15 protein-coding genes and 1 tRNA gene are annotated in these 19,517 nt (G+C 70.6%); 13 read left to right on the forward strand and 3 right to left on the reverse strand.

Translation table 11 applies throughout. The annotated features are described in order from the left end of the window. Window positions 1–74 precede the first annotated feature (74 nt). The 8 genes from rsmA (at window position 75) to lepB (ending at window position 9,137) form a co-directional block, all read left to right on the forward strand. Window positions 75–1,010: a 16S rRNA (adenine(1518)-N(6)/adenine(1519)-N(6))-dimethyltransferase RsmA gene (rsmA, locus tag HMPREF2863_RS06105; protein ID WP_070638901.1), complete on the forward strand. Its 936-nt coding sequence runs from the start codon at window positions 75–77 to the stop codon at window positions 1,008–1,010. Next, window positions 1,007–1,981 carry a 4-(cytidine 5'-diphospho)-2-C-methyl-D-erythritol kinase gene (locus HMPREF2863_RS06110; RefSeq protein ID WP_067188172.1) on the forward strand — a complete coding sequence of 325 codons (975 nt, stop codon included), beginning with the start codon at window positions 1,007–1,009 and terminating at the stop codon, window positions 1,979–1,981. Before rsmA ends, HMPREF2863_RS06110 begins: the two co-directional genes overlap by 4 nt. A gap of 95 nt (window positions 1,982–2,076) precedes the next feature. Next, entirely contained in the window at window positions 2,077–3,909 is a 1,833-nt protein-coding gene (locus tag HMPREF2863_RS06115; protein ID WP_070638803.1) for an ABC-F family ATP-binding cassette domain-containing protein, read from the forward strand. A gap of 320 nt (window positions 3,910–4,229) precedes the next feature. Next, on the forward strand, window positions 4,230–5,600 hold the full coding sequence (locus tag HMPREF2863_RS06120) for a sugar transferase (protein WP_306301684.1): 1,371 nt from the start codon (window positions 4,230–4,232) through the stop codon (window positions 5,598–5,600). A 100-nt stretch (window positions 5,601–5,700) separates the two neighbouring features. Next, window positions 5,701–5,772, forward strand: a tRNA-Gln gene (locus HMPREF2863_RS06125). Between the two features lie 60 nt (window positions 5,773–5,832). Then, window positions 5,833–7,302 carry a bifunctional UDP-N-acetylglucosamine diphosphorylase/glucosamine-1-phosphate N-acetyltransferase GlmU gene (gene glmU / locus HMPREF2863_RS06130; protein WP_067188182.1) on the forward strand — a complete coding sequence of 490 codons (1,470 nt, stop codon included), beginning with the start codon at window positions 5,833–5,835 and terminating at the stop codon, window positions 7,300–7,302. Window positions 7,303–7,388: 86 nt separating this feature from the next. Continuing rightward, window positions 7,389–8,369, forward strand: a complete 981-nt coding sequence (locus HMPREF2863_RS06135) for a ribose-phosphate diphosphokinase (protein WP_067188185.1) — start codon at window positions 7,389–7,391, stop codon at window positions 8,367–8,369. A 3-nt stretch (window positions 8,370–8,372) separates the two neighbouring features. Next, window positions 8,373–9,137, forward strand: coding sequence for a signal peptidase I (lepB, locus tag HMPREF2863_RS06140; RefSeq protein WP_070638806.1), 765 nt, complete (start codon window positions 8,373–8,375; stop codon window positions 9,135–9,137). Between the two features lie 104 nt (window positions 9,138–9,241). On the opposite strand, the gene HMPREF2863_RS06145 is transcribed toward lepB, so the two are convergent. Beyond that, the gene (locus tag HMPREF2863_RS06145; RefSeq protein WP_070638808.1) at window positions 9,242–10,348 is read right to left on the reverse strand and encodes a PqqD family protein; all 1,107 of its coding nucleotides are present in this window, start codon (window positions 10,346–10,348) and stop codon (window positions 9,242–9,244) included. Window positions 10,349–10,670: 322 nt separating this feature from the next. On the opposite strand from HMPREF2863_RS06145, the gene HMPREF2863_RS06150 reads away from it, so the two are divergent. Next, the gene (locus HMPREF2863_RS06150; protein WP_067188193.1) at window positions 10,671–11,312 is read left to right on the forward strand and encodes a 50S ribosomal protein L25/general stress protein Ctc; all 642 of its coding nucleotides are present in this window, start codon (window positions 10,671–10,673) and stop codon (window positions 11,310–11,312) included. An 8-nt stretch (window positions 11,313–11,320) separates the two neighbouring features. After that, window positions 11,321–11,893: an aminoacyl-tRNA hydrolase gene (gene pth / locus HMPREF2863_RS06155; protein WP_067188195.1), complete on the forward strand. Its 573-nt coding sequence runs from the start codon at window positions 11,321–11,323 to the stop codon at window positions 11,891–11,893. A 37-nt stretch (window positions 11,894–11,930) separates the two neighbouring features. Here the strand turns inward: pth and HMPREF2863_RS06160 are convergent, their stop codons facing one another. Both HMPREF2863_RS06160 and HMPREF2863_RS06165 read right to left on the reverse strand, forming a co-directional pair. After that, on the reverse strand, window positions 11,931–12,524 hold the full coding sequence (locus HMPREF2863_RS06160; RefSeq protein ID WP_070638903.1) for an arsenate-mycothiol transferase ArsC: 594 nt from the start codon (window positions 12,522–12,524) through the stop codon (window positions 11,931–11,933). 84 nt (window positions 12,525–12,608) lie between these two features. After that, a complete protein-coding gene (locus tag HMPREF2863_RS06165) occupies window positions 12,609–13,118 on the reverse strand; it encodes a DUF2505 domain-containing protein (RefSeq protein ID WP_070638810.1) in 510 nt (169 codons plus the stop codon). A 140-nt stretch (window positions 13,119–13,258) separates the two neighbouring features. On the opposite strand from HMPREF2863_RS06165, the gene HMPREF2863_RS06170 reads away from it, so the two are divergent. The 3 genes from HMPREF2863_RS06170 to HMPREF2863_RS06180 all read left to right on the forward strand — a co-directional run bounded on the left by HMPREF2863_RS06170 (window position 13,259) and on the right by HMPREF2863_RS06180 (window position 19,490). Continuing rightward, complete coding sequence (locus HMPREF2863_RS06170) at window positions 13,259–14,353, forward strand: MauE/DoxX family redox-associated membrane protein (protein WP_070638812.1); 1,095 nt, start codon at window positions 13,259–13,261, stop codon at window positions 14,351–14,353. After that, entirely contained in the window at window positions 14,350–17,994 is a 3,645-nt protein-coding gene (gene mfd, locus HMPREF2863_RS06175; protein ID WP_070638814.1) for a transcription-repair coupling factor, read from the forward strand. Before HMPREF2863_RS06170 ends, mfd begins: the two co-directional genes overlap by 4 nt. 209 nt (window positions 17,995–18,203) lie before the next feature. After that, a complete protein-coding gene (locus tag HMPREF2863_RS06180; protein WP_256388813.1) occupies window positions 18,204–19,490 on the forward strand; it encodes a nucleotide sugar dehydrogenase in 1,287 nt (428 codons plus the stop codon). Window positions 19,491–19,517: the final 27 nt, after the last annotated feature.

Here is a 19,517-nt window from a genome sequence, read left to right on the forward strand (position 1 = left end):
GCGCATGACGCCGCGGCCCGGTCCCTCCACAGGGGCCGGGCCGCGGCGCGTCTGCGGTCGATAGACTCGTGACCATGCCCGACCACGCCGACGACACCTCCGCCGCGCCCGGAGTCGCTCCGCTGCTCAGCGCCGCGGACATCCGGCGCATCGCCGCGGAGCTGGACCTGCGCCCCACCAAGTCCTGGGGGCAGAACTTCGTGATCGACCCGAACACCATCCGCCGCATCGTCGCCGCCGCCGAGCTCGCCGAAGACGAGCACGTCCTCGAGGTCGGCCCGGGACTGGGATCGCTCACCCTCGGCCTCATGGACGCCGCGGCCGCCGTGACCGCCGTGGAGATCGACCCGACGACGGCCGCCCGCCTCCCCGCGACCGCCTCCGCGATGCGTGCGGGCGCCTCCGAACGCCTCGCCGTCCTCCACGGCGATGCGATGACGGTGACGCCCGAAGAGGTCGACGCGGTCCGACCGGCTGCGGCGCAGAGCGGCCCGACCGCGCTCGTGGCGAACCTGCCGTACAACGTGGCCGTGCCCGTGCTCCTGCATGTGCTCGAGCACTTCCCGGACATCCGCCACGGGCTCGTCATGGTGCAGGAGGAGGTGGCCGACCGGCTCGCCGCCGGACCCGGCTCGAAGGTCTATGGGGTGCCGTCGGCCAAGGCCGCCTGGTACGGCCCCGTGCACAAGGTCGGCACCATCGGCACCCAGGTGTTCTGGCCGACGCCCCGCATCCACTCCGGACTCGTCGCCTTCGAGCGTGCCGCGCAGCCGCCGGTGGCCGGCGTCGAGCGTGAGGACGTGTTCGCAGTGGTGGACGCGGCCTTCGCCCAGCGCCGCAAGACCCTGCGCGCCGCCCTGTCCGGCTGGGCGGGCGGCGCTTCCGCCGCGGAGGACGCGCTGCGCACCGCCGGCGTCGAGCCCCAGACCCGCGGTGAGACCCTCCGCATCGCGGACTTCGCCCGCATCGCCGCGGCCCGTGGTGCCCGGGTGACTGAGGAGACCGCATGAACACGCACGCGCGCCATGATGTCCACGGCGACGTCGCCCGCCGCCACGTCACCGCCACCGCGCCGGGCAAGGTCAACGTCTCACTCCGGGTCGGCCCGCTGCGCCCGGACGGCTACCACGACGTCGCCAGCGTGTACCTGGCCGTGTCCCTGACGGAGACCGTCACCGCGGTGGCCAGGGACGACGGCCGCATCACCGTGGGGCCCTGCCCTCGCCACGTGAGCCTCGTGGACGCCCACGATGTCCCGTGGGACGAGTCCAACCTCGCCCACCGTGCCGCCGTGCTGCTGCGCGAGCGCATGGGGCTGGACCCCGAGACCCACGGCGTGGACCTCCAGGTGGCCAAGCAGGTCCCCGTCGCCGGCGGCATGGGCGGGGGGTCGGCCGACGCCGCGGCGGCGCTCGTGGCCTGCTCCGCCCTCTGGGACACCGGACTGACCCGCTCGGGACTCGCCGAGCTCGCCGCGGAGCTCGGCGCGGACGTCCCCTTCTCCGTGGTCGGAGGAGCCGCGGTCGGTCTGGGCACCGGCACCGACCTGACCCCCGTGGCAGCCCGGAATCCCGTGCATCTCGTGGTGGTCCCGGCGGACGGCGGACTCTCGACGCCGGTGGTGTTCGAAGCCCTCGACCGCCTCCGGGCCGAGGGCACCCTGGACTCTCCTGGGGGCGTAGAGGTGAACCAGGACGTGGTCCGCGCCCTGGCCCTCGCCGACCCGCTGGCGCTTGCCCTGGCCATGGACAACGACCTGCAGACGCCGGCCGTCTCCCTGTTCCCGGAGCTGTCCGATGTCCTCGACCTCGGCCTGGACGAGGGGGCGCTGCGCGGCATGGTCTCCGGCTCCGGTCCCACGCTGCTGTTCGTGGCCCGGGACGAGCAGGAGGCCGAACGCCTGGCGACCGCGGTGAAGGAACGGACCGGCATCGAGGCGATCCCGGTCCACGGCCCCGTCCACGGTGCCGGCCTGCTCTGACCGGCGCGCCACACGGGCCGGCTCCGGCCCCTCTGACGACTCCCTGACCCCACCCGGCGTCCGGCACGGACGCGGAAGGACTGACACCACCGCTCATGGCACATCTGCTCGGCGCTGAGAACATCGGCATCTCCTTCGGCACCCGCACCGTCCTCGAGGGTCTCTCCCTCGGCGTGGACGAGGGCGACCGCATCGGACTGGTCGGCCGCAACGGAGACGGCAAGTCCACCCTCATGCGGATCATGGCCGGCCTGCAGACCCCGGACTCCGGCCGTGTCACCCGGCGCGGCGGCGTGCGTGTGGGCGTGCTGGACCAGCGTGACGACCTCGACCCCGCCCACACCGTCAAGCAGGCCGTCGTCGGGGAGGTGGACGACCACGTCTGGGCCTCGGACGCCAAGGTCCGCGACGTCTTCGACGGTCTCCTGTCCGGCCTGGACCTCGAGCGGACGGTGGAGGGGCTCTCCGGCGGACAGCGGCGCCGCGTGGCCCTGGCCGCACTGCTCGCGGACGACCATGACGTCCTCTTCCTGGACGAGCCCACCAACCACCTGGACGTGGAGGGCGTCGCGTGGCTCGCCCAGCATCTGAAGGGCCGCTGGCGCCCCACCGACGGCGCCCTCGTGGTGGTGACCCACGACCGTTGGTTCCTGGACACCGTCTGCACCCGCACCTGGGAGGTCCACGACGCCACGGTGGACCCGTTCGACGGCGGCTACGCGGCGTGGATCCTCGCCCGTGCCGAGCGTGCCCGCCAGGCGGCCGTGGCCGAGCAGAAGCGGCAGCAGCTGATGAAGAAGGAGCTCGCCTGGCTCCGCCGCGGTGCTCCGGCGCGCACCTCGAAGCCGAAGTTCCGCATCGAGGCGGCCAACGCGATCATCGCGGACGTCCCCGAACCCCGGGACTCGGTGTCCTTGGCCAGGATGGCCACCGCCCGACTCGGCAAGGACGTCCTGGACCTCGAGGACGTCTGCCTGGCCCTCGGCGCCAAGACCGTCCTGGACCACGTCACCCTGCGCCTGGCCCCGGGCGAACGCCTCGGCATCGTGGGCGTCAACGGTGCCGGAAAGTCGACCCTGCTCAAGCTGCTGGACGGCCGTGTCCAGCCTGACGCCGGCCGTGTCAAGCGGGGCAAGACCGTGGTCACGGCGACGCTCACCCAGGACGTGCAGGAGCTGGACGAGGTCGCGCACCTGCGCGTGGCCGAAGTCATGGCCCGTGAGGGCTCGAGCTTCCGGGTGGGAGAGAAGGAGATGTCCTCGGGCCAGCTTCTCGAGCAGCTCGGCTTCGGCACGGACCGTCAGTGGACACCGGTCGCCGAGCTCTCCGGCGGCGAGCGACGCCGGCTGCAGCTGCTCCGCCTCCTGGTGGGAGAGCCCAACGTCCTGCTCCTCGACGAGCCGACCAACGACCTGGACACGGACACCCTCGCCGCCGTCGAGGACCTGCTGGACGGTTGGCCGGGCACGCTGATCGTGGTCTCCCACGACCGCTATCTGCTCGAGCGCGTGACGGACCACCAGGTCGCCCTGCTCGGCGACGGCAAGGTGAGGGGCCTGCCCGGGGGAGTGGACCAGTACCTCGAGCTGCGCTCTGCGATGCCGGCATCCGGATCCGCCGTCGAGGCCAGTGCGCGGGCCGACGGGCCGGTGTCGGCGGCCGCAGGAGCCGGATCGGCCGACGGGGCGGCTCCTGCGGGACCGACAGCCGCCGAACGCAGGCAGGCGCGCAAGGACATGGCCCGCCTGGAGCGGCAGCAGGAGAAGCTGAGGGAGCGCGCCGCCGGCCTGGAGGCACGGCTGGCCGAGCTCAGCGACGCGCAGCGCTTCGGCGAGCTCGGACCGGTCGACGCCGAGCTCCAGCAGGTGAACGCCGAGCTGGAGGCGGCGGAGGAACAGTGGCTCCTCGCTGCCGAGCTGGCGGAGTGATCCTGTCCATGTCAGCGTTCTCACATGCGTATGTGATGAGCTCCTCGGTGCCGAACGTCTAGCCTGGACCGCCTGGGTCTGCTTACCATTCACGGCATAGGAAATGCTCAGGATCCTGGCCGCAGGAGCCTGACCGTCGGGCCGCCCTTCGTCGACTCCGACGTCCGCGGACCGCAAGCAAGAGGGAGAACGTGGCAACCACCTTGAAGACATCGGCAGCGCATGCCCGGCCTGCACGGCCGCCCCGGCCCCAGGGAGAACGACTGCTCGGTGCCTCCTGGCATCAAGGGATCCCGCGACTGCTCGTCCTGGTGGACAGCGTGCTCATCCTGCTCAGCATGCTCATGGCAGAGTTCCTCCGATTCGGGGGGCTCGGCGCCCGCATCGTCGGTATGGATGTGTTGAACTACACCGCCCTCACGGTGTTCCTCGCCGCCGGGTGGGTCGTCACCCTCGCCATCGTCGGTTCGCGCGACATCAAGGTCTTCGGTGTGGGCGCGGAGGAGTACAAGCGGGTCCTCAAGGGGACTCTCTACTTCTTCGGCGCCGTCGCCATCGTCTCCTATGTGACCCGTACGGATACCGCCCGCGGCTACGTGGCCGTCGCCCTGCCGGTCGGCCTGCTTGCCGTGCTGCTGGGCCGCTTCGCTGTCCGCACCTGGGTCGCGCGCCAGCGCGCGAAGGGCCGCTACCGCCGCCGCATGCTCCTGGTCGGCGGTCCAGGCGGCGTCGCACACGTCCATGGTGTCCTTGTCTCAGAGGCTGGGTCGGGCTATGAGCCAGTCGCGGCGGTCATGCCCGGATACCGGCCCCGGGGTGAGGGGTTCCTGCCGATCCCGAGCCGTACGGATCTGAGCACCATTGGTGAGATCGTGGACTTCGCCGTGGACAATCAGGTCGAGGCCATCACCCTCACCTCAGGTGATCCGTTCCCGCCGCATGACGTGCGCCGCCTCGGGTGGGAGCTGCAGGAGCGCGGCATCTCGCTGATCATGGCGCCGGCCCTCGTGGACGTGGCCGGTCCCCGGATTCACATGCAGCCGTTGGCCGGCATGCCGCTCATCCACGTCAGCACGCCTCGCCTGTCCAGGGGTAAGGCGGCCACCAAGCGCGCGTTCGATGTCCTTGCAGCCGGCGTCGGGATCGTCCTGATCTCCCCACTGCTGCTCGGCGTCGCCCTCGCGGTGCGCCTGGACAGCCCCGGCCCCATCCTGTTCCGTCAGGAGCGCGTCGGCCTCCACGGCAGACGGTTCACCATGCTGAAGTTCCGTTCCATGGTCCCGGACGCGGAGAGAATCAAGTCCGCCCTGTCCTCGGACTCGGGCGATGCGAACGTCCTGTTCAAGATGAAGGACGACCCGCGCATCACCAGGGTCGGCCGCTTCATCCGGCGCACGAGCATCGACGAGCTTCCCCAGCTCATCAACGTCCTGCGTGGGGACATGTCCCTGGTGGGCCCACGCCCGCACCTTCCCCACGAGGTCGAGCAGTACGAGGACTACGTCCACCGCAGGTTCCAGGTGCAGCCGGGCATCACCGGCCTCTGGCAGGTCTCAGGTCGCTCCGACCTCTCGTGGGAGGATGCCGTTCGCCTCGATCTCTACTACGTGGAGAACTGGTCCCTCCTCGGGGACATCGTCATCCTCGGCCGCACGGTCCGCGCTGTCACCGCCGCGGACGGCGCCTATTGACCGCGGCCGCCATCGCGCTTCGGCCGGGGCGCCCGTGGGCGGAAGTCCGCCGTGTGGAAGAATGACGACGCGTCGCCGCGCCTGCCGGTGCGGCCGACGGTCCGCCCTGGTGTAATGGCAGCACGCCGGCCTTTGGAGCCGTGCAGTCTAGGTTCGAATCCTAGGGGCGGAACACCGGGCCGCCTCCGTCAGGCGACCGGCCCTCGACCGCCATCCCAGGAGAAGCGCAGGAATGTCCGAGACCACCGCACCCCGACCGTCCGCCGTGATCGTGCTGGCCGCAGGCCAGGGCACCCGCATGAAGTCCGCCACCCCCAAGGTGATGCACACCATCGGCGGCCGCTCCCTCGTGGGCCATGCCCTCCACGCCGCCGCGTCGCTGGACCCGGAGCACCTCGTCGCCGTCGTGCGCCACGAGCGGGAGAAGGTCGCCGCGCACATCGAGGAGCAGCTTCCGGGCATCGCCATCGCGGACCAGGACGAGATCCCGGGCACCGGCCGCGCCGTGGAGCTCGGCCTCGAGGCCGTGCCGGCCGAGACCGAGGGCACGGTGGTGGTCACCTACGGCGACGTCCCGCTGCTCACCCCGGAGACCCTCGCGAACCTCGTCTCCACGCACGAGGCGGACGGCAACGCCGTCACCGTGCTGACCGCCACCCTGGAGGACCCCACCGGCTACGGCCGCATCGTCCGCGACGCCGCGGGTCTCGTCGAGCGGATCATGGAGCACAAGGACGCCGTCGCCCACGCCGAGTCCACCGGCGACTCCTCGTTCGTGGAGATCGCCGAGGTCAACTCGGGCATCTACGCCTTCGACGCCGCCCTGCTGCGCCGCACCCTGCCGACGCTGTCCACGGACAACGTCCAGGGCGAGAAGTACCTGACGGACGTGCTGGGCCTGGCCCGTGCCGAGGGCGGTCGAGTGGCCTCCGTCGGCACCGACGACGTCTGGGAGGTCGAGGGCGCGAACGACCGCCGCCAGCTCTCCGACCTCGGCCGTCAGCTCAACGACCGCGTGCTGCGCCACTGGATGAAGGAGGGCGTCACCGTGATCGACCCCTCCTCCACCTGGGTGGACGTCACGGTGCAGCTGTCCAACGACGTGCTCCTCAAGCCGGGCACCCAGCTGCACGGCACCACCACCGTGGGCGCCGACGCCGTGATCGGCCCGGACACGACCCTCACGGACACCGAGGTCGGCGCGGGCGCCACCGTGAAGCGGACGGATGCCACGGGCGCCGTCATCGATGCGAACGCCACCGTGGGCCCCTTCACCTACCTCCGCCCGGGCACCGTCCTGGGCGAGGACGGCAAGATCGGTGCGTTCTATGAGACGAAGAACGTGACGGTGGGCCGCGGTGCGAAGCTGTCCCACCTCGGCTATGCCGGGGACGCGGAGATAGGCGAGTACACCAACATCGGCTGCGGCAACATCACGGCCAACTACGACGGAGTGAACAAGTACCGGACCACCATCGGCGCTCACGTGCGCACCGGCTCCAACACCGTCTTCACCGCCCCGGTGACGGTCGGGGACGGCGCCTACACCGGTGCCGGCGCCGTCGTCCGCGAGGACGTCCCTGCCGGCGCGCTCGCACTGAACAGGGTGGAGCAGCGCATCATCGACGGCTGGGTGGTGGCCAAGCGCCCGGGCACCGGCTCGGCGGACGCCGCCGAGGCGGCCGGCGCAGACCGCGACTGAGGCACGCGACAGACCAGGACATAGGATGGCTCCGGGCCGCCAGGACGGCCCGGAGCCGCAGATCCCGAGAGAGCAGGGGAGCGAGAATGACGGAACTGAGCCGCAGCGAGGACAAACGACTGGTGCTGGCCGCCGGCCGGGCGCACCCGGAGCTGGCCACGGAGATCGCGGAGGAGCTCGGCACCGAGCTGTTGCCGATGAGCGCCTATGACTTCGCGAACGGGGAGATCTACGTCCGCTCGGGCGAGTCCGTCCGCGGCAAGGACGTCTTCGTCATCCAGTCCCACCCTGCTCCGCTGAACAACCACCTCATGGAGCAGCTCATCATGATCGACTCCATGAAGCGGGCCTCGGCCCGCCGCATCACCGTGGTCTCGCCGTTCTACCCTTACGCCCGCCAGGACAAGAAGGGGCGCGGTCGCGAGCCGATCTCCGCCCGCCTCGTCGCGGACCTGTACCAGGCCGCCGGTGCATCCCGCGTGATGTCCGTGGACCTGCACACGGCACAGATCCAGGGCTTCTTCGACGGCCCGGTGGACCACCTGTTCGCCATTCCGCTGCTGGCGGACTACATCCGCACCCGCCTGGAGGGTGAGGAGGTCACCGTGGTCTCCCCGGACACCGGCCGCGTGCGTGTGGCCGAGCAGTGGGCGGACCGTCTCGGCGGCGTGCCGCTGGCGTTCGTGCACAAGTCCCGTGACCTCACCGTCCCGAACCAGGCGGAGTCCAAGACCGTGGTCGGGGACATCGAGGGCCGCGTCTGCGTGCTGATCGACGACATGATCGACACCGGCGGCACCATCGCCGGCGCCGTGCGCGTCCTCAAAGAGGCCGGCGCGAAGGACGTCATCATCGCCGCCACCCACGCCGTCTTCTCGGATCCGGCCGCCCAGCGCCTGGGCGAGTGCGGCGCCCGCGAGGTGGTCGTCACCAACACCCTGCCGATCCCGGAGGAGAAGCGGTTCCAGAACTTGACCGTCCTCTCGATCGCCCCGCTGATCGCCCGTGCGATCCGCGAGGTCTTCGAGGACGGTTCGGTCACCAGCCTCTTCGACGGCGACGCCTGAGCCATGGCGAGCACCTCAGCCAGCACGGAGGACCACCACGACGGCGTCTCCGAGGGCCCGTCGGCGAGCCGTGGCCGGCAGCGCCGTCAGCTGCCGTTCGCCGTCTCGGTCCTGCTCAACGTACTCGTGGCCCTGGCGGTGGTGGCCGTGGTGCAGGCATTCCTGGTCAAGGTCTACTCGGTGCCCTCGGGCTCCATGGAGAACACCCTCCAGGTGGGGGACCGGATGCTCGTCAACCGGCTCGCCTACGCTGGGGACGGCACTCCGGAACGCCAGGACGTCGTCGTGTTCAACGGCGATGAGCACTGGGCTCCGCCGCTGGAGGACTCCGGTGCGCTGGACACCGTCGTCCGCACGTTCGGGGACATCACGGGCATCGGCGTCTCCCATGACCAGGCGGTGGTGAAGCGCGTGATCGGCCGCGGGGGCGAGGAAGTGGAGTGCTGCACGGACGAAGGCAAGGTCATGGTGGACGGCAAGCCCCTGGAAGAGCCGTACATCTATCAGGACCTGCCGTATGCCAAGGACGAGCTGGACTGCTCGAGCGAGCCGCGCTCCCAGCGGTGCTTCGGCCCGATCTCGGTGCCGGAGGGGAAGCTGCTCGCCGTCGGCGACCACCGTTCGAACTCCTCGGACTCCGTCATCGGCTGCCGCGGCCTCTCTGCAGAGGAGGCAGGCCCGGACTGCGCCCGGTTCGTGGACGAGGAGGATGTGGTCGGCGAGGTCTTCGTGACCGTCTGGCCGCCCGCGAACTGGTCCACGCCGTGACCGCAGGAGCCTGCCGGCCCCGGAATTCCCGACGACGGCCGCTGCCCTGACATACGAAGGTCCCCGCACGGTCGGGGACCTTCGTCGTGTCGGGGATGTCCGGCTCAGCGCCGGAGCAGTCCTCGCTCGGTGAGGTCGTCGAGGCCCTGCACCACGATCTGCTCGGCGTCGTCCGGCACGTCCGTCTCCTCGGCCAGTCGTTCGACGAGCTCGGCGGGGGTGCGGGCGACGTCCAGGTGCAGCCAGAGAGCGGCGCCGAGGCCGCTGAGCACGGTGAGCTCGGTGCCGTGCAGCAGCAGGAGCCGTCCGTCGTCGGTGAGGACACCGTCGTCCACCTCGGTGCGTGCACGCGCCCCCACGGCGCCGGGCAGCGAGGCGGTCAGCTCCTCCTCGGTGAGCGCGTCCCAGGCCGGGTCGATCGGTGCGGCGGGGGAGGAGAGGAGGTCCTGGACCACTGGGAGCAGGTCCTCGGCTTCACGGTAGACCAGGCGCACCGCCCCGCCCTGGGAGTCCAGCAGCGTGCACAGCGTCACCAGGCCGCGCGGCAGGCGGCCGAGGGAGGAGGACTGCGGGGTCAGTTCGGTCACGGCGGTGACGATGTCCATCGGCTCGGCGCGGGCGAGGACCTCCTCATCGCCCTCGCGGACGCGGTCCAACACCGCGATGCGGGCGAGTTCGGCGTCCTCGAGGGTCGGGCCGAGGCCGAGCTCGTCCGGCCCGTGCTGATGCTTCGGCCGCACTCCCGAGGAGCCGTAGAGGGACAGGGGTTTGGCGTAGGGGGTGATCCGGCGGGTCTGCGGATCCACGATCGTGGTCTCGTCCGTGAGATAGGCGAGGTGTCGGCCCAGGCGCCGCGTGGCGGTGGACTTGCCCGTGCCGGAAGCCGCGGTGAGTGCCAGGGCCTGCTTGGTCCTCGGAAGGGCCAGCGCGGCCGCGTGGAGCATGATGTGGGTGCCTCGACCGGAGGCGATGGCGGCCTTCGTGGCGTCGTAGACGATCTGCTCGTGGAACGCGGTCCAGTCCGCAGACGTACGGGTCAGCCGCGGCACCTGGTCCGCCGCGCAACGGTGTTCGTCGTCCTCATCTGCGGCCGCCGGCGGTTCGTGGTCCCGGACGTCGCAGCGGGACCAGTGACGCCGGATCTCCGTCTCTTCCTGCGGGGCGAGTCCGTCCACATCGATGTGGCCCAGGCCGACGTGCAGCCGCAACATCTGAGTCTCCTGTCGTGTGGCGGCCAGGGATTGGGGCGGTGGCCGCAGGGGAACGGTGTCAGCAAGGTACCAAAGTCCGGCCACCGGATCTGATCGGTCCCTGTGGCGGGGAGAAGGCGACGAACGTGTCGGTGGGTCCAGCATCGCTGGTACGCTTCTCTTCGTTGCCCAGGCGAGGGAGTCGAGGACTCCGTGATCGACGAGGCCGCCGGACGCCGTCCGCACCGCTCTGATCTGAGCCGTGCCTGACGCTCCGGCCCCCTTCCCTGGAGACACCCGCGTCCCGCACGGGTCGCGGCCGAGAGAACCAGAGGAGGACGTCATGTCTGACAAGATCAAGATCAAGGTCACCCGCCGCACCGACTTCGGCAAGGGTGCCGCCCGCCAGGCCCGCCGCGCCGGCCAGATCCCCGCCGTCGTCTACGGCCACGGCCAGGACCCCGTGCACCTGCTGCTGCCGGCCCAGGAGACCACCCTGGCCGTCCGCAACCCGAACGCCCTGATCACCGTCGTGAACGAGGCCGGCGAGGAGCACCTGGTGCTGCCGAAGGACATCCAGCGTCACCCGATCAAGATGACCGTGGACCACCTGGACCTCATCGAGGTCCGCCGCGGCGAGAAGGTCATCGTCGAGGTGCCGGTCGAGGTCGAGGGCGAGGTCGCCCCCGGCACCACCTACAACCTGGACCAGGCCGTGGTGTCCGTGGAGGCCGAGGCCACCAACCTGCCGGAGTCCGTCACGGCGAACATCGAGGGCCGTGAGGCCGGCGACCACCTGTACGCCTCGGACCTGCAGCTGCCGGCCGGCGTTGCCCTGGACATCGAGGAGCCGGCCGAGTACGTCATCGTCTCCGTGTTCGAGCCGATCGAGCAGGACCTGGGCGACGAGTCCGTCCAGGAGGAGCAGGCCGCAGAGAGCGAGGAGTCCGAGGGCTCGGACGACGCCGAGGGCTCCGAGGACTGATCTGCCTCATGACGGGAACCACGCTCATCATGGGCCTCGGCAATCCGGGGCCCCAGTATGAGCGCACCCGTCACAACATCGGCCAGATGGTGGTGGGGGAGCTCGCCTCCCGCATGGGGGTCGGGTTCACCCACCACCGGGCCGGTGCCCAGGTCGCCACGGGACGGCTGGGGATCGGCGGCCCCCGCGTGGTGCTGGCCGCCTCCACCGGATACATGAACGTCTCCGGCAGGCCCACCGCGGCGCTCTGCCGTTTCTACGGGCTCGGCGCCGAGGATCTGATCGTGGTCCACGACGAGCTCGACATCCCCTTCGACACCCTGCGCATGAAGGTCGGCGGGGGAGAGGGCGGCCACAACGGGCTGAAGTCCATCACCGCCTCGCTGGGCACCAAGGACTACCGCCGCGTCCGCGTCGGCATCGGTCGTCCGCCAGGGCGCATGGACGTCGCCGACTATGTCCTGAAGCCCTTCACCAAGGCCGAGCAACAGCTGCTGCCGTTGCACGTGGACCGGGCGGCCGACGCCGTCGAGGCTCTGCTCACGGACGGGCTGCAGGCTGCCCAGACACGTTTCCACTGACCACCGCACGCACGGCCGCCGGCTTCAGTGCTGTCGGTTACTGCCTTGAGGCGCCGTCTGGGGGGCGGGTGGCCCTGTCCAAGGCGTCGGTGAGGACGTCCAGGACCGGTTCGAGGGTGGACGCCATCTCCAGATAGTCGTCCTCCGCCTTGCCGAAGGGGTCGGCCAGGTCCAGTCCGTTCAAGGCGTTGCGCGCCTGGGAGCGGTGCTGGGCCGCCACGCGGCTCATCGCGGACACACCCATCCCGGGCTGCAGCCATGAGCCGTCGGTCTGCTCGTCGAGCATCGGCAGAAGCGTCCCGATCTCGAGCATGGTGAACGTCCGCTTCAGCGCGGTGGGCGTTTCTCGGAGGACGAGGTCGAGGTGGTCTGCCGTGGCCGTGATGATCAGGTCGGCGCCCTCGACGGCTCGGCGGTCCAGCGGCGCAGGCCGGTGGTCCTCCAAGCCGGTGATGCCCTGTGCGAGGCCCCTGCGCACCAGGGGCCGGGGTACGGTCAGAGCCTGGTTCGGGTGCGTTCCGCGGCTGCCGACCGCGATCCGGTCCTCCAGCCCTGCGCCGCGCAGACGGTGGCTCAGCCCGTGCTCGGCATAGGCCGAGCGGCAGATGTTCCCGGTGCACACGAAGAGCACGGCGGCCCTGTGGGCCTCGTCGGAGGAAGGTCGGCTCGGAAACCCGGGACGGCGAAGGTGAAGCATGGAGGCGGCTGTCCGTTCTCAGCTCTGCCGGCTGCGGCCGTCCAGCCAGGCCTGGAGCTCGCGCGCCTGACGGGTGACGACCTTGCCCACCATCGGTTCGGCCTTGGCGGCCAGGGTGGAGCCGACCAGCGGGATCTTGCAGACCAGGGTGCCGTCCACGGCGTACTCCGTGCCGGCGCCGGCGACGCGCAGGGCGGTGGAGGCCTCCGCGGTGGCCTTGGCCTTCGCCACGGTGATGGTGGTGGTGCCGGTGCGGGAGCCGTCGGCCGCCGGGGCGTTCCACCGCTCGACCTGCTCGATCTGCAGGTTGTCTCCCACGAACTTGCGGGCCTTCTCCGGGACCTTGTCGGTCGGGGCGGTGCGGACCGTGGTGACGGTCATCGCGCCGGTCGGGTCGCCCTCGCGGGAGAAGGAGACGAGCGAACCGCCGAGGGACTCGATGACGCTGCGGTGGAAGTCCTCGCTGCCGAGGGCCTCGGCCACCTCGCCGGGGGTGCGGGCGATGGTGTGCTGGGCGGAGAAGGCCATTGTTCACTCCTGGTGAGACGGTCCGACGGGAATCATGGTCAGCCTATATGCTGGACCAGCCCGTCGGCCCGGCCCGCACCAGTCGCCCCACGCCGGGACGTTGCTCGGACCGCGCCCCTCCCCGGCCGGAAGGTACCCCCATGTCAGCACTCTGGGCTCTCGCGGTCATCCTGATCGCCAGCGGACTGGCCAAGCTCCAGGCACCCCAGGAGACCGCCGCCACGTTCACCCGCCTGGACGTGCCGGCGACGCTCTCCCACCCGTCGCTGGTGAAGGCCTTCCCCTTCCTGGAGGTCCTGCTCGGCATCGCACTGCTGCTGCCGTTCACCGTCCTGCGGCCCCTGACGGCGCTGGCCGCGGTGGCCCTGTTCATCGCCTTCACCTGGCTGGTGGTCCGGGCGAAGGACAAGGGCGTCTCCTGCGGCTGCTTCGGCCCCACGGCCCGGCCCATCACCGGCTGGACCGTCCTGCGCAACATCATCCTCGTGGTGCTCGCACTGCTCGGCCTGTTCGAGGCGGTCATCACCCTCACCGTCACGGGCGTCCGCATCGCCTGGTGGCCGCTTGCCGGGTTCTTCCAGGGCTACGTGGAGTGGTCCGTCCTCGTCACCGCCCTGCTGACGGCGGCCGCCTATCTCATCGGCCGGGACACCGCCCCGCTGGAGCAGGAGGCGAACGTCGCGGCCGGACCGGGTGCTCCGACCCCGGCCGCCGAGGCCCCGCAGGCCCTCGAGCCGAACGCTGACGCCCACACCGACGGCGAGCCCGCACGCCATCCGATCCCCGACGCCGTCCTCGGCACGGACCGGGGTTTCGAACGCCTGCAGGACATGGCCGCACGCCAGTCGATGCTCCTGCTGCACGTGTCCGCCGGCTGCGGGTCCTGCCGCCGCGTGATGGACCACATCGAGCACATGGACCCGCAGATCGGTCCGGTGGCGCTCCGCGTCCTCAAGCCGATCCACCAGACCGACGCCGCCGCTCCGGCCGGTGTGGGCGCCGTGCCCCGGGACATCGTCCTGACCGATCCTGCCGGCAGCGCGGTCCGTGACCTGGGCATGCAGCGGTATCCGTCCGCGGTCCTGGTCGGCACCGACGGCCTGACGGCCGGGGGCCCGGTCACCGGCGCGGACGACGTCATCGACCTCATCGAGGAGGTCCGGCAGATCATGGCGGAGGCCGGACATCTCCAGCAGCCCGCCACCGACGAGACCGCCCAGGAGCCCACCGCATGACCGAGACGCCGGTTCTCGCCCCGCTGTTGCCCACCGTCCTGACGGACGAGGCCCTCGCCGCGGCCCGGGACTCCGCGGCCCGGCCGGGGGACCGCACCCCGGACCTGCAGATCGGCCTTCCCGACGGCGGCCGCGCACCTCTGCTGGCGTCCCTCGCCGACTCTGTGGCCGCCTCCGGCGGGGACGACGCCGTCGTCCTCGTCGTCACGGCGACCACGCGTGAGGCCGAGGACCTGGCCGGCGACCTGGCGGCATGGACCGCCCCGGAGTCGGTGGCCCTCTTCCCGTCCTGGGAGACGCTGCCGCACGAGCGGCTCTCGCCGCGTTCGGACACCGTGGGCGTCCGCCTCGAGGTGCTGCGTCGGCTGACGCATCCGGGCGAGCACGGGGCGGCGCCGCTGCGGGTCGTCATCGCCCCGGTGCGTGCCGCATTGCAGCCCCTCGTCTCCGGACTCGGGGACCTGGAACCCGTGCGTCTGGAGGTGGGGCAGGAGACCGACTTCGACGGCGTCGTCGCCGCGCTGGCCGGTGCCGCCTACGCACGCGTGGACATGGTCTCCAAGCGCGGCGAGTTCGCGGTGCGCGGCGGGCTGATCGACGTCTTCCCGCCCACCACCGCCTACCCGGTGCGTGTGGAGTTCTTCGGCGACGAGGTCGAACAGATGCGCTGGTTCTCCGTGGCGGACCAGCGGTCGCTGGAGGACACCTCGGCGGACGGATCCGGCCACCCGACGGTGCTGGACGCACCGCCGTGCCGCGAGCTGCTGATCACCGAGGCGGTGCAGGAGAAGGCCCGCGCGCTCAGCCCGAGCATGCCTGCCGCCGCAGACATGCTGGACCGGATCGCCGAGGGCATCGCCGTCGAAGGCATGGAGTCCCTGTCGCCGCTGCTGGCCGAGTCCATGACCTCCCTGCCGGCCATGCTCCCGGCCGGCTCGCTCACGGTCCTGGCCGAGCCCGAGCGCATCCGCCACCGCGCGGACGACCTGCTGGCCACCAACGAGGAGTTCCTCCATGCGGCCTGGGCCGGCGCCGCCCACGGCGCCTCCGCCCCGGTGGACATCGCCTCTGCGGACCAGGAGGACGCCGGAGGGTTCCTCACCCTGGCCCGGCTGCGCGAGGAGACTCTGGAACACGGGCAGGGACACTGGTCCACCACGGCGCTGAACCCGGACGACGAGCTGCTGCCCGAGGCCTCCACGCTGCGGGCCGGCATGGGCGTGCCGCGCACCTTCGGCGGAGACATCGCCGCCCTCGTGGAGGCCCTGCAGGAGCGCACGCGGGACGGCTGGTCCGTCGTCGTGCTCACGGACGGACCGGGATCGGCGCGACGTCTTGCCGAACTCGCTTCCGAAGGCGGTGTGACGGCCTCGATCTTCGAGGGCACTGTGCCGGAGCAGCTGCCGTCCGGCCAGGTGCTGCTGGGCGCGGCCGCCGTGGGGACGGGCTTCACCCTCCCGGGGGCCAAGGTGGCCCTGGTCACCGAGCAGGACCTCTTCGGCCGTCAGCGCACCGCCGGCACCCGGGCCGCCGGAGCGAAGCTGGCGCGCAAGCGCAGGAACGCCGTGGACCCGCTGGCGCTGACACCGGGCGACTTCGTGGTCCACGCCCAGCACGGCATCGCCAGGTTCGTCGAGCTGCAGCGCCGCAAGGTCGCCGGGGCCGCCCGCGGCGCCGCCGAGGACTCCTACCGCGAGTACCTCGTCCTCGAGTACGCCTCCTCCAAGCGCGGTGCCCCGGGAGACCGCCTGTTCGTGCCGACCGAGCAGCTGGACCTGATCTCCCAGTACGTCGGCGCGGAGACGCCCACGCTGTCCAAGATGGGCGGCTCGGACTGGGCGAACACCAAGTCCAAGGCCAAGCGGGCGACCAAGCAGATCGCCGGGGAGCTGATCCGCCTGTACTCGGCCCGCATGGCGTCCAAGGGCCATGCCTACGGCCCGGACACCCCGTGGCAGAAGGAGCTGGAGGAGGCGTTCCCCTACATCGAGACGCCGGACCAGCTCACCACCATCGACGAGGTCAAGAAGGACATGGAGGCCGTGGTCCCCATGGACCGGCTGGTCTCCGGCGACGTCGGCTTCGGCAAGACCGAGGTCGCCGTGCGTGCCGCCTTCAAGGCCGTGCAGGACGGCAAGCAGGTGGCCGTGCTGGTGCCCACCACGCTGCTGGCCCGTCAGCACCACCAGACGTTCTCCGACCGCTTCGCCGGCTTCCCGGTGCGCGTCGGTGCGCTCTCGCGCTTCCAGACGGCCAAGGAGTCCAAGGACGTCCTCAACGACCTGGCCTCCGGAGAGCTGGACGTGGTGGTCGGCACCCACCGGCTGCTGGGTCAGGGCGTGCAGTTCAAAGACCTCGGCCTGGTGATCGTGGACGAGGAGCAGCGCTTCGGCGTGGAGCACAAGGAGGCGCTGAAGAAGATGCGCACCAACGTGGACGTGCTCGCCATGTCCGCGACGCCGATCCCGCGCACCCTCGAGATGTCCCTGACCGGCATCCGAGAGACCTCCACCCTGGCGACGGCACCGGAGGAACGGCACCCCGTGCTGACCTCCGTGGGCCCCTACACGGACCAGCAGGTCACCGCCGCCATCCGCCGCGAGCTGATGCGCGAAGGCCAGGTCTTCTACGTCCACAACCGCGTCACCAGCATCGACGGCGTCGCCCGCCGCATCGCCGAGCTCGTGCCCGAGGCCCGCGTGGCCGTGGCCCACGGCAAGATGGGCGAATCTCGCCTCGAGCAGATCATGGTGGACTTCTGGGAGAAGAAGTTCGACGTCCTGGTCTCCACCACCATCGTGGAGACGGGCCTGGACATCGCCAACGCGAACACGCTGATCATCGAGGACGCCCATCGCTACGGTCTGGCCCAGCTGCACCAGCTCCGCGGCCGCGTCGGCCGTGGCCGCGAGCGCGCCTACGCCTACTTCCTCTACGACCCGCTCAAGCCGCTCGGAGAGGTCGCGCTGGAGCGCCTCAAGGCCGTGGCCACCCACAACGAGCTCGGTGCCGGCATGCAGCTGGCCATGAAGGACCTCGAGCTGCGCGGTGCCGGCAACCTGCTGGGCGGCGAGCAGTCCGGTCACATCGCCGGTGTGGGCTTCGACCTCTACCTCCGCATGGTCGGCGAGGCCGTCGCCGACTTCAAGGGTGAGGAGGACACCTCGCCGGCCGAGGTCAAGGTCGAGCTGCCGGTCAACGCCCATCTGCCGCACGACTACGTGCCAGGGGAGAGGCTGCGCCTGGAGATGTACCGCAACCTCGCCGCCGCGCACGACGACGCCGCCGTGGATGCCGTCGTCGAGGAGCTCCAGGACCGCTACGGCGAGCCTCCGGCGCCGGCCCAGGCGCTCATCGCGGTCGCCCGGTTCCGCAACCGCGCCCGCGCCGCGGGCGTGACCGAGGTGATGATGCTCGGCAAGAACGTGAAGTTCGGCCCGGCGGCGGACCTGCCGGAGTCCCGTCGGCTGCGCCTGTCCCGCATGTATCGCGGCGCCCAGGTCAAGCCGGCGCTGAACGCCGTGCTGATCCCGCGCCCCATGACCAAGCCGGTCGGCGGTCGCGAGCTGACGGACGCCCCGCTGCTGGAGTGGGCCGATCAGGTGCTGACGGCGATCTTCGGTACCGCAACGGGCTCTTGATCGGACGGAGGAAGCCACGGCACAGTGGCCCCGGTGCTGCCCCCGACGCCCTCCTGCCGACCACGATCGGTGTCGTCCACCCCCCTCAACGGGGCGACGTGCTCTGGTGGGGTGGCAGGTCACCTGTCGTTCTATACTGGGCCAGGCGGGTCATGGGCCTCCGGGGCCGTTCTGGAGACATCCTCCCGACCTTCCCCAGTGGTTCGAATTTGAGCGGGCACCATAGGAAAGGGACAGCGCAGCATAGACTGGTCGTCATCGGGCAAGGGTATGTGGGGCTTCCGGTCTCCATGCGGGCTGTCGAGGCGGGTCTTGACGTCGTCGGTCTGGACCTCAGCGAACACCGCATCTCGGACCTCGCAGCCGGGCACTCCAAGGTCGAAGACATCAGCGACGGCGAGTTGCGGTCGGCCCTGGACACGGGACGTTTCCTCCCTTCGCGGGACTACGCGGACGCGGAGGACTTCGACGTCGCCGTGATCACCGTCCCCACGCCGCTGCGGGACTCTGTGCCGAACCTCGCCTTCATCGAGTCTGCAGGCCGGTCTCTCGCCCCGTACATCCGGCACGGTTCCACTGTGGTCCTGGAGTCCACTACCTACCCGGGCACCACGGATGAGCTCTTGGTGCCTCTGCTTGAGGACGGCTCAGGCCTGCGAGCCGGCCAGGACTTCCATGTCGGATACTCCCCGGAGCGCATCGATCCGGGGCGCAAGGACTGGACGTTCAAGACCACCCCGAAGGTCGTCTCCGGCCTCTCGGACGCGTGCCTGGAGAAGATGCTGGCATTCTACGGAACCATCATCGACGAACCCGTGCCCGTGAAGGGCACTCGCGAAGCCGAACTGGCGAAGCTGCTGGAGAACACCTTCCGTCACGTCAACATTGCCCTCGTCAACGAGCTCTCCGTCTTCGCCCACCAGCTGGGCGCGGATGTGTGGGACGCCATCCGGGCGGCAGACACCAAGCCCTTCGGCTACATGCGTTTCACTCCCGGTCCGGGAGTCGGCGGCCACTGCCTGCCGGTCGACCCGAGTTACCTGTCCTGGGCCGTGCGCAAGGACCTTGGTCAGACCTTCCGCTTCGTGGAGCTCGCCAATGACGTCAACGATGCTCAGCCGCGGTATGTGGTCGAGCGCACTATGGAGTTGCTGAACGAGGACCGGAAAGCTCTGAACGGAGCCAAAGTGGCTCTCGTGGGACTGTCGTACAAGCGGGATTCCTCGGACATCCGCGAGGCCCCGTCAGCGGATGTGATGAAGCGCCTGTCCGAGTTCGGAGCCGAGCTCTCGGCTCTCGACAATTGGGTGCTGGAGCGCTCCTGGCCTGAGGGGGTCCGACGGCTTTCCGCCGAGGCCGACCTGGGAGACCAGGACGTTGTGATCGTCCTGACAGATCACTCGGATGTGGACTACCGCGCACTGGCGGACCTGGGCGTACGGGTGTTCGACACGCGGAACGTCGTTCCCGCCTCAGACACCGTGTCCGTGCTCTGACGCGTCAGAGCGTCGGTCCGACGGCGG

Origin of the sequence: Micrococcus sp. HMSC067E09 (assembly GCF_001812555.1) — a bacterium.
In the GTDB taxonomy this organism is placed as follows: domain Bacteria; phylum Actinomycetota; class Actinomycetes; order Actinomycetales; family Micrococcaceae; genus Micrococcus; species Micrococcus lylae.